Source organism: Shouchella tritolerans, from assembly GCF_025770735.1.
GTDB classification, from domain to species: domain Bacteria; phylum Bacillota; class Bacilli; order Bacillales; family Bacillaceae_D; genus Shouchella; species Shouchella tritolerans.
Map to the genome: position 1 here is coordinate 17,218 of NZ_JAODPB010000013.1, position 10,616 is coordinate 27,833.

8 protein-coding genes are annotated in these 10,616 nt (G+C 46.0%); 3 read left to right on the plus strand and 5 right to left on the minus strand.

Annotated features, from left to right (window positions below):
- Positions 1-490: 490 nt before the first annotated feature.
- The 4 genes from N6H06_RS22285 to N6H06_RS22300 all read right to left on the minus strand — a co-directional run bounded on the left by N6H06_RS22285 (position 491) and on the right by N6H06_RS22300 (position 3,857).
- On the minus strand, positions 491-1,186 hold the full coding sequence (locus N6H06_RS22285) for an ABC transporter permease (protein ID WP_263707960.1): 696 nt from the start codon (positions 1,184-1,186) through the stop codon (positions 491-493).
- 5 nt (positions 1,187-1,191) lie between these two features.
- Positions 1,192-2,121 carry an ABC transporter ATP-binding protein gene (locus N6H06_RS22290; RefSeq protein ID WP_263707961.1) on the minus strand — a complete coding sequence of 310 codons (930 nt, stop codon included), beginning with the start codon at positions 2,119-2,121 and terminating at the stop codon, positions 1,192-1,194.
- 111 nt (positions 2,122-2,232) lie between these two features.
- Positions 2,233-3,165: a sensor histidine kinase gene (locus N6H06_RS22295; RefSeq protein ID WP_263707962.1), complete on the minus strand. Its 933-nt coding sequence runs from the start codon at positions 3,163-3,165 to the stop codon at positions 2,233-2,235.
- The gene (locus N6H06_RS22300) at positions 3,162-3,857 is read right to left on the minus strand and encodes a response regulator transcription factor (RefSeq protein ID WP_318527607.1); all 696 of its coding nucleotides are present in this window, start codon (positions 3,855-3,857) and stop codon (positions 3,162-3,164) included. Before N6H06_RS22300 ends, N6H06_RS22295 begins: the two co-directional genes overlap by 4 nt.
- Before the next feature lie 231 nt (positions 3,858-4,088).
- Here N6H06_RS22300 and hisD point away from each other — a divergent pair, with 231 nt between their 5' ends.
- From hisD to N6H06_RS22315, 3 genes are all read left to right on the plus strand, one after another.
- Complete coding sequence (gene hisD, locus N6H06_RS22305; protein WP_263707963.1) at positions 4,089-5,363, plus strand: histidinol dehydrogenase; 1,275 nt, start codon at positions 4,089-4,091, stop codon at positions 5,361-5,363.
- A 58-nt stretch (positions 5,364-5,421) separates the two neighbouring features.
- Complete coding sequence (locus N6H06_RS22310) at positions 5,422-6,408, plus strand: LacI family DNA-binding transcriptional regulator (protein WP_263707964.1); 987 nt, start codon at positions 5,422-5,424, stop codon at positions 6,406-6,408.
- Positions 6,409-6,479: 71 nt separating this feature from the next.
- Positions 6,480-7,793 carry a GntP family permease gene (locus tag N6H06_RS22315; RefSeq protein ID WP_263707968.1) on the plus strand — a complete coding sequence of 438 codons (1,314 nt, stop codon included), beginning with the start codon at positions 6,480-6,482 and terminating at the stop codon, positions 7,791-7,793.
- An 84-nt stretch (positions 7,794-7,877) separates the two neighbouring features.
- Here the strand turns inward: N6H06_RS22315 and N6H06_RS22320 are convergent.
- Positions 7,878-10,616: isopeptide-forming domain-containing fimbrial protein (locus tag N6H06_RS22320; protein WP_263707965.1), on the minus strand; the 2,739-nt coding region annotated here is incomplete at its 5' end.

A 10,616-nucleotide genomic window follows, 5' to 3' on the forward strand; every position in this document is an offset into this window, starting at 1 on the left:
CATTCAGACTGATAGAAAACGCTTGTCAGACGAGGAGTGCAGCCGAGGGAAGATGCGAATAGAACGGGGGTTCATGAGCATATGACCGAGGCAAACGACGACGTATGCGAGCGTTTGTCTACAGTCTGATAGATTGAGTATTCAATCGATCGAACGTGTACTGTTACTTGAATTAGTCGATAAAATGTACGTTCACGATAACTAGACAAATCACCATTCAATTTAACTTTAAAGATCGCTATCAACTATGTTGTTTATTCAAAAAACAAACAGCAACACAGGCAGTAAAAAACCAAGTCATGTAGTTAAATGACTTGGTTTCCTGCCTTTTTCAAAAAGTTGTCCATAGTTATGTTCCCCTTTGCCTAGAAAACCATAGACAGTTTTTAACCAGCTCCCCATCTTAAGTGACTTATTATCTGAACGATTCTATCAAGGGCCTCTCGCTTAAGGTAGTAAGTTTCCAATATCCTCTTTTCGCCAAGGCCGATCACAGCACATCTGTTTTTTCAACAGAATGAACGACCATAGCAGCAATGCAAAGCCCTACAACTGCCAAAAACAACGGAATGTAAATAATGGTAGCGAGTGAAAAGCCTGGGTTGTACGAGCTAATCAGGGCGACAATGATGATCGACGACACAATCGTTGCTGGCACTGATTTTTGGCGCATGCCAAAATACAAAGGGATCAAGCTTGTGCCTGCGGCAGCCACTGCATACATGCCCGAACTGCCCGCCTTTTCAATCAGCATCGCGAAAGTGACCGTTTGGTCAACGACTTGCAGGACTGAATTTCCGAGCCACAATGCAGCGCTGACAACAAGGTCAGAGCCTAAAATCGTCACGAACGTAAGCAAAAACACAATCGCCAGTTTTGCCGAAAGCAGTTTTTTCCGTGGCACAGGCAATGCAAATAAAATATTGATCGTCTTGTTTTTATATTCCTCAATCACCAGCTTTGCAAGGAGTACAGCCGCAAACACAATAAACACGGCGCGGACAAACAAGCCACTAATAAAAAAACCTTCTTCCAGCGTATGAAAAGGAATGTCTTCGACCTCGAACTTGCCCATAAACATAAGTGCATAAACGGTGAGCACAATTAGAAAATTGGCGACAATCGCTCCTTTCCAATACCAACCCAAGCTTGCTTTCTTTAATTCTAGTTTTAGTAAATGATACATGGCTTTCACTCTTCTTCCTGTGCTTTTTCTTGGTCAAGCACTTGATGGAAATATTCTTCTAACGATTTGTATTTTTTGCTAATCGCTTCAATTTCGACATGATGGTCGAGCATCGCCTGTGTGATTTCGTTTTGCCTATGACCGGCCTCATAGACGCGAATCGTGTTGTTGTGGAGTGCTTTGAAATTGCTTAACTGCAGCACGTCTTCCAACACAAAGCATGCTTGCTTTTGATTAGCAGTTAAAATTTCGATATATTCTGTATTTTCCTCTTTGAGCGCTTTCATAGAGATTTCCTGAAGCCATTTTCCGTTTTTGATAACGCCGATGCGGTCAGCAAATAGCTCGACTTCGCTAAGCAAATGGCTAGAAACAATCAATGTCGTTCCATATTCTTGGCTCATCATTTGAAACATCTCTCTCACTGTTTTAATGCCTGAGGGGTCCAGCCCATTCATCGGCTCATCCAAAATCAATAGTTCCGGTTTGACTAACATCGCCCGGGCAATGCCAAGCCGTTGTTTCATCCCGAGAGAAAACGTATGGACAGGTTTGTGTTGGACTTGCTCCAATTCGACCCATTCCAGCACTTCGTTTATGGCGTTTGGATCGTAATAGCCCATGTACTCAGACACCAATTGCAAGTTTTGTTGTGCTGTTTTCTTTTTATAAAAAGTGGGGTATTCGATCATGCTGCCAACACGGCTTAAATACTGATAAGACGAAGCCTTTATTGGCTCCCCAAACATGTCAATCGTCCCGTAACTCGGTTTTACTAGATTGGTCAGCATTTTCATAATCACGGTTTTCCCTGAACCATTAGGACCGAGCAGCCCATAAATCTCCCCTTTCCGCACACTCATCGTTACATTTGAGACCACCTCGTGCCCGGCTATGAATTTTGTCACATCGTGTAAACGTACAATCTCCTCCACTATGTTCCTCCTTCTTATCACTTGATTCGTTTATTAGTATAGAGCATCGATTTGTCTTTTTTCTTTATCCTTTCTTACAAATTTCTTAACCGGCTTTTTTAGGGAGTAGTCTTACCTGATTTTTTTGAATGTGCAGCGAAAGATCGTTTTCTGATAAGGGGTACTGATCGCTGTTATTGTCCCTTTCATGGCGACGACGAGGCGCTTCGTAATGCTTAGTCCAAGGCCGCTGCCGTGGAATGCTGGATTTCGAGCATCATCCAACGTATACATGCGCTCAAATATCCGCTCTTGTTCTGTTTCGGGAATGCCTTTGCCTTTATCCCAAACGTCAACGATCGCTTGTCCCTCTTCTTCCGTTACCGACAAGCCAAAGACATTGCCTTCATACCCATAACGAATCGCATTGGCGATCAAATTGCTCAACACCCGTTCGAGCCCTTCTTCATTGCCTTGAATGTAAATCGGCTTCTCGGGTATGTCGATTTGCACGTCCATTCCTGTTGAAGCCAACCACTCATAATGGTCAAGCACGCTTTGGCGGCAGACTTCATTTAACTCCATTCGCCTTAATGGCAACAGTTCATCGCCTGCTTCTAGCTTTGCTAAAGCAAAGAACTTATTCATTTGCGAAATCACCTGTTCTGTTTTCTCATGAAGGCGCGCAATGATTCCCATTCGTTCTTGTTCAGGCATTTCCCGGTTTAGTTCCAGCTTTTCAATGTAAGCAATAATCACCGTCAATGGTGTTTTTAAATCATGTGAAATATTGGCCAACATTTTACGTTGTTCCAGTTTGGCTTTATGGTAATGAGCCACTTGTTGTTGATTAAAAGCGAGCAATCGGTTAATTTGCGCAAGTACAAGTTGGAGTTCCTTTTCATCTGTCGCCACAAGCAATTTGCTGCTCGTTTCCTGGTCAACGATCGCTTTAAGCTTTTCTTCGATAGCGAGCAAACTTTCTTTCCATTTTCTTTGCCGATAGAAATGCCACCCTATCATAAACACAAGCGCGATCCCTACGGCAATCGTCGCCACACTCATTGTTGTTCTCCTAGTTTATAACCGATTCCCCAAACGGTTTCGATGATCTCAGGTTTGGACGGATTGGTTTCGATTTTTTCCCGCAAACGCCTAATATGAACATTGATGACGTTCTCTTCACCAAGATACGGTTCATTCCAAATTTGTTGATAAAGCTGTTCCTTTGTAAACACACGCTTTGGATTTTCCATAAATATATGCAGCAACTGAAACTCTTTTGCCGTCAGCTTCACCGCTTGCCCGTTTTTATAGGCCATAAACGCGTCTACATCCAAGCGGATGTCTCCACGCTGAAGGACTCGTTCTTCCTTAGCATCCGCTCCTGTATAGTCGGTAGCGCGCCTGATCGCTGCCTGTACTCGGGCTGTCAATTCGATGAGCGAAAACGGTTTGGCGATGTAATCGTCTGCCCCAAACCCTAGCCCAAGCGCTTTATCTAAATCGCTTCCTTTCGCGGAAAGGATCAATATCGGCACAGAACTATGTACACGGATTTGCTTTAAAAGCGTGATTCCGTTCATTTTCGGCAACATTAAATCGAGCAATACTAAATCCATGCCGCCATTTGCAAACAATCGGGCCGCCTCTTCTCCATCGGCTGCTGTCAGTACCCGGTATCCTTCATTCTCTAAATGCTCTTTTACTAAATCGCTAATTTCTGGATCGTCTTCAACGAGCAGGATTTGCTTCACTGGTAAAACCCCCTCTTACAAAAGTTTACCATGGGCACCTGCCCTACTCAACTTGTTGGAAAAGAGGACTTGCCAGCCTAGAAAAAAATTCCTGTCTTCAAAAAAAATTAATGAAAGGGTTTACAAATAGAAAAATCGACGCTATACTAACGTCAACTTCATTGCATACGTATGCAAATCTATTTTTTTATGGCTTTTTGAATACGTATGCAAAACAAAGGAGAGATGAAAATGGCTCAGTATATAAAGCAAGGGAAAAGTGAAAGTGCACTCAAAGATTCACATGGAAAAGTCGAACAAACAGTAGCAAGCCTCATTGCCCGTATTGAAAAAGAAGGAGAAGCAGCTGTTCGTGAATTGTCCCGGCAATTCGACAATTGGGACCCTGAACAATTCCGTTTATCTACTGAGGAAATTGAACGAATTGTTCGCTCTGTTCCTGATCAAGTCAAAGCAGACATTCGCTTTGCCCAGGAACAAATCCGCCATTTTGCCGAACAACAGCGGGCCTCCATTCAAGATATCGAAGTGGAAACACGCCCTGGCGTCTTTTTAGGCCATAAAAACATTCCTGTCAATAGTGTCGGCTGTTACATTCCAGGTGGACGTTATCCGATGGTGGCTTCCTCCCATATGAGCATTCTAACAGCGAAAGTAGCAGGCGTTAAACGTGTGATTGGCTGCACGCCTCCAATCAACGGCGAGATTCCAGCAGCGACCGTTACGGCTATGCACTTCGCCGGCGCAGACGAAATCTATATTCTCGGCGGTGTACAAGCGATGACTGCGATGGCGGTAGGCACAGAAAACATCGAAGCGGTTGATATGCTCGTAGGCCCTGGAAATGCGTTTGTTGCTGAAGCAAAACGGCAACTATTTGGACGTGTCGGCATTGACTTGTTCGCCGGACCGACTGAAGTGCTCATCATTGCCGATGATACGGCCGACGGGGAAATGGTAGCGACAGACCTTCTTGGCCAAGCCGAACATGGGCCTACGTCCCCAGCCGCTTTGATCACGACGTCAAGGAAACTTGCCGAAGAGACGGTTGCTGAAATCGAGCGGCAACTGCAAACGTTGCCGACTGCTGATGTAGCAAAAGTAGCGTGGGAAGAACATGGCACGATCATTCTCGTTGATGACCTAGCCGAGGCGGTTGTTGAAGCAGACAGGCTTGCCTATGAACATGTGCAAGTGCTGACGGAGAACACGGACTATTTTCTCAATCACATGACCAATTATGGGGCGCTCTTTCTCGGGCCAGAAACCAATGTCGCTTACGGTGATAAAGTCATCGGCACCAACCATACGCTGCCAACGAAAAAAGCGGCCAAGTATACAGGGGGGCTTTGGGTCGGCAAGTTTCTTAAAAACTGCACTTATCAGCGCTGTACGCCAGAAGCAAGCGCGAAAATTGGCCGAATAGCGGAAAGGTTATGTGAGCTTGAAGGGTTTATGGGCCATAAAGCACAGGCAAGCTTGCGGGTAGAACGGTACGGCAAGTAAGGTTTTGGCCAAACTGTGCTATACTTTTCCTTGTTAGAGTAGACAAGGAGGAACAGCCATGGCCAAAAAAGCAACCTCAATGGATGTCGCAAAACTTGCTGGCGTCTCCCAATCATCTGTCTCCCGGGCGTTCGGGCATGGCGCAAAAGTGTCGGCAGAAAAGCATCAACGCATTATGGAAGCCGCTGCCAAACTAGGCTATAGCCCAAACGCGATCGCAAGGGGGCTGATCACAAGAAAAACACATATGATCGGCATTGTCATGCGGAACATTAAAAACCCTTTTTACCCTGAAGTGTTGGAGAAATTTTATCAAGCGCTGTTCGATAAAGGGTACCATATTCTTTTTATTAATGCAGAAAACGAAAAAATTAATGAAGACGAAGTAGTAAAGCTCATTGAATACAATGTCGACGGCGTCATTATTACAGATGCAACCCCTACGCTTAATGCGATTGAACGCTTCATTTCGAACGGCATCCCGGTTGTGTTGTTCAACCGCTATGTAGATACAAAACGATGCAGCGCGGTTTACTGCAACAACTACCAAGCAGGCTATGACATCGGGCAATTGATTTTGGATAAAGGCTTTACGAATATTGCCTTTGTTTCTGGACCGATGGACACATCGACGACGCGTGACCGCCTCATTGGCTTAAAAGACAGCTTGCAAACAACGTCCGTCTCGTTCAGAAAGGAGTCCGGTCATTATACGTACGAAGGCGGGTACGAAGCCGCTTTGCAGTTGACGGAGTCAAACAGGCCTGATGTCATTGTTTGCGGCAATGATATTATGGCGTTCGGGGTGATCGATGGCGTTAAGAAAAGAGGGCTCCGCATCCCAGAAGATATTGCGATTATTGGCTTCGACGACGTTTCTATGGCCTCCTGGCCGTCGTATGCCTTGACTACTTGGAAACAGCCTGTCGATGAAATGGTAAACGAAACAGTCGCGCTGATTTGCGAAGAAATCGATTCAGAAGAAACACAAACCGTGCATAAAGCTATTGATGGCCAGCTAATCATTCGCGAAACATTTAGGTAGATGCAGGCACGGCTGTATCTACCTCAACCAATAAAGAGAGCGCTTTCATGCGTCTAAATGAGGTGATGTCCGTGCTTAGCATGATTGGTTTAATTAGTGGATTGGCTTTGCTGATTTTTTTAACAGTAAAAGGCGTTAATTTAATGGTAGCAGCCCCGTTTTGTGCTTTTCTTGTTGCCCTAACAAGCGGGCTGGCAATCTTTCCCCAGTTAGCGGCGGAAGGAGAGGCATCCTTTGTGGCAAGCTACATGGACGGCTTTTCAAATTTTGTGTTTTCTTGGTTTCTTATGTTCTTAATAGGTGCAATATTTGGTAAATTAATGGGTGATAGCGGTGCTGCTGATAGTGTCGCCAACTGGATTGTACAACGAATCGGCTTAAAACATGCACCGTTGGCCATCGTCTTAGCGTGCGCCGTTTTAACGTATGGCGGCGTTAGTTTGTTTGTTGTTGCCTTTGCCGTTTATCCGATGGCATTAAGTTTGTTTAAAAAAGCGAATTTGCCAAGAAGGTTTATCCCCGCAGCACTAGGATTTGGCTCCGTCACCTTTACGATGACATCAGCTGGCTCTCCAGAAATTCAAAATTGGATTCCGATCCCGTTTCTCGGCACGACGCCTTATGCTGCGTGGGAAGTCAGCCTAATCGTCGCTGTTTGCATGATCATGTTTGGCTATTGGTGGCTCCGTAAAATGATCTTGGGCGCTGTAGCAAAAGGCGAAACGTTTGAAAGCAGAACAAGCGACCCGAAAACTGGCGAGCGAGCATTGCCAAACGCGTTTGTGAGTTTTTTGCCGTTGCTTACCGTTCTTGGAATCTCATTTGCGTTCCACCACTCTTTAGAACAATCAGCGTTAATTGTCGCTCTGTTAGGCGGATGCCTTGTGACGTTACTATTTAACCGTTCTTACTTTAAAAGTTTAAGCGAGAGTGTTTCCGAAGGGACGATTGGCGCGTTAATTGCTGTTGGCAATACGTCAGCAGTCGTTGGATTTGGCGGTGTAGCTAAACAAACGGACGCCTTTTCAGATGCAGTCGCTGTGATGACAAACTTGCCAGGCGACCCTTTAATAGGCGGCGCTGTCGCCATCTTAGTGATTGCAGGGATTACAGGCTCTTCTTCTGGTGGGCAAACGATCGCCTTGCCATTGCTTGCTCCCCACTATATGGAAATCGGCGTCCCGGCGGAGCAATTGCATCGGGTGGCAGCCTTGTCGTCTGGTGTGCTGGATTCCCTTCCCCAAGGGGGATACACAGTGACGACGATAACAGCGATTTGTAGAGAACGATATAAGGACGCCTATCCAATCTATGGCGCGTTGACAGTGGTTGTGCCGTTCTTAGGCTTGATCTTAGCGATTATCTTGTTTTCCATCGGGCTTTAATCTTTTTTGATCATTTCACGCTCGATGGCACGTCCGTAAATAGAGAAAGGTGAAGGGCATCCGCCCTTCACCTTTTCGTGTTGCTTATGCTGCCTTTTTCCTTCTAAAGAACCAGAGAATGGCTCCGAGGACAAGCAGGCTTGCACCAATGAGAAGCAAATTGTACGTGCTTGTCGCTGTTTTCGGCAACTTGCTTCCATCTGACGGCGACTTGTCTCCTGGTGTTGGCTCTTGAGGTTTGTTCGTGCCGCCATTACCTGGTTTTGGCTCTTCTGGCTTGTCGCCAGGAGTCGGATCAACTGGATCCTCTTTGTCTCCATCGCCAGGTGTTGGTGGTGCTGGTGGTTCGTTAATGTCAATTTCCGCTTCAGGTTTGTCTGGATCGTCAATGTTGCCGCCATTTACAGTTGCAACGTTTTTAATCGATGTTCCAGACTCAATTGTCGCTTCAAATGTGACCGTACGCCATTCTATGTCAGTAACAGTTCCAAATTCAGCTGTAACTGTACCGTCTTCGAAAGTGGCTATACCACCATCGCTTACTTGTAGGCTGCCTTCTACGAATGCCAAGCCTTCTGGAAGTTGGTCGATAATTGTTAAGTCTTCTACGGCACTGTCTTCAACCGTATTGCGAGCTTCGATCGTGTATACAACCGTGTCGCCGACTTCATAGCCGTCTTTGCTTTCATCGGCATTTTTCGCTGATTTTTTCGATTCAAGCTTCGGCTGTTTCGGATCAACGTCGACTTCGTGTTCTGGCTTGTCTGGATCGTCAATGTTGCCGCCGCCTACGGTGGCAACGTTCTTGACTGTTTTGTTCGCAAAACCTGGTTCGATTGTCGCTTCAAACGTGACCGTGCGCCACTCGGTGTCTGTTACATTGCCGAATGTAGCTGTTACCGTACCGTCTTCGAAGCTTCCTTCGCCACCTTCGCTTACTTTCAGGCTGCCTTCAACAAATGCTAAGCCTTCTGGAAGCTGGTCAGTGATGCGTAAGTCTTCGACTAAGCTGTCTTCGATCGTGTTGCGTGTTTCGATCGTGTACACGACCGTGTCGCCGACTTCATAGCCGTTTTTGCTTTCATCGGCATTTTTCGCTGATTTTTTCGACTCGAGCTTCGGCTCTTTCGGATCAACGTCGATATCTGTGCTTGGCTCTTCTGGTGGATCGTCGATATTTGGTACTTCGACGAGAGCGACGTTTTCGATCTTCTCACCTGCATAGCCAGGATCAATTGTTGCTTCAAACGTTACCGTACGCCATTCGGTGTCTGTGACTTCACCAAATTCAGCTGTTACGGTGCCGTCTTCAAAGTTTCCTGTACCACTATGGCTTACTTCCAAGCTACCTTCCACAAACGTTAGCCCTTCTGGAAGGATGTCTGTGATTTTTAGGTTTTCGAGCAAGCTGTCTTCGATCGTGTTGCGTGCTTCAATCGTGTACACAACCGTGTCGCCGACTTCATAGCGTTCTTTGCTTTCATCAGCATTTTTCGCTGATTTTCTTGACTCTAGCTTGGAATCACGTGGGTAAATTTCAACTTCTTCACGTGGCTCGTCTGGATCATCCAAATTGTCACCGTCAACGACTGCGACGTTTTCAATGTCTTTCCCTGCTTGACCTGGCAATACAACCACGTCAAATTCGAGGGTCTGCCATTCTGTATCTTTGACATCACCGAAGTGGCCCACTGCTTTGCCATCGACATAGTGACCTTGATCGTCGTCTTCCTCATCCGTTACGGCTTCTCCGTTCACTTTCAGCGTTCCTGGTACATACTCCAGTCCTTCTGGAATGACGTCAGAGATGGTGAGGTTTGCGATCAAGCTATCTTCGATTGTATTACGTGTTTGAATCGTATACCGAAGTGTGTCGCCCACTTCTGGGTTGTCGGCATCGGTATTGCCTTCTGCCTTTTCAAGCAGTGCTGCCGATTTTTCTGATTCCGTTTTTGGCTTTTTCGGATCGACATCGACATCTGTGCTTGGCTCATCTGGTGGATCTTCGATATTTGGTACTTCGACGAGTGCAACGTTTTCGATCTTCTCGCCTGAATAGCCAGAGTCAATTGTTGCTTCAAACGTGACCGTCCGCCAGTCAGTGTCTTTAACTTCACCAAATTCAGCCGTTACCTTGCCGTCTTCATAGCTGCCTGTTCCACCATGACTTACTTCCAAACTTCCTTCAACAAACGTCAACCCTTCTGGAAGGACGTCGCTGATTTTTAAGTTTTCAAGCAAGCTGTCTTCGACCGTGTTGCGGGATTGGATCGTATACACAACCGTGTCGCCGACTTCATAGCGGTCTTTGCTTTCATCGGCATTTGTTGCTGATTTTTTCGATTCCGTTTTCGGCTCTTTTGGATCGACATCGATATCTGTGCTTGGCTCATCTGGTGGATCCTCGATATTTGGTACTTCGACAAGTGCAACGTTTTCGATCTTCTCTCCTACATAGCCAGAGTCAATCGTTGCTTCAAACGTGACCGTACGCCATTCGGTATCTTTAACTTCACCAAATTCAGCCGTTACCTTGCCGTCTTCATAGCTGCCTGTTCCACCATGACTTACTTCCAAACTTCCTTCAACAAACGTCAACCCTTCTGGAAGGACGTCGCTGATTTTTAAGTTTTCAAGCAAGCTGTCTTCGACCGTGTTGCGGGATTGGATCGTATACACAACCGTGTCGCCGACTTCATAGCGGTCTTTGCTTTCATCGGCATTTGTTGCTGATTTTTTCGATTCCGTTTTCGGCTCTTTTGGATCGACATCGATATCTGTGCTTGGCTCATCTGGTGGATCCTCGATATTTGGTACTTCGAC

Coding starts and splice junctions, on each gene's coding strand:
- N6H06_RS22310 (WP_263707964.1), top strand. CDS start 5,422: ATGGCCAAAAAAGCAACCTCAATGGATGTCGCAAAACTTGCTGGCGTC.
- hisD (WP_263707963.1), top strand. CDS start 4,089: ATGGCTCAGTATATAAAGCAAGGGAAAAGTGAAAGTGCACTCAAAGAT.
- N6H06_RS22295 (WP_263707962.1), bottom strand. CDS start 3,165: ATGAGTGTGGCGACGATTGCCGTAGGGATCGCGCTTGTGTTTATGATA.
- N6H06_RS22285 (WP_263707960.1), bottom strand. CDS start 1,186: ATGTATCATTTACTAAAACTAGAATTAAAGAAAGCAAGCTTGGGTTGG.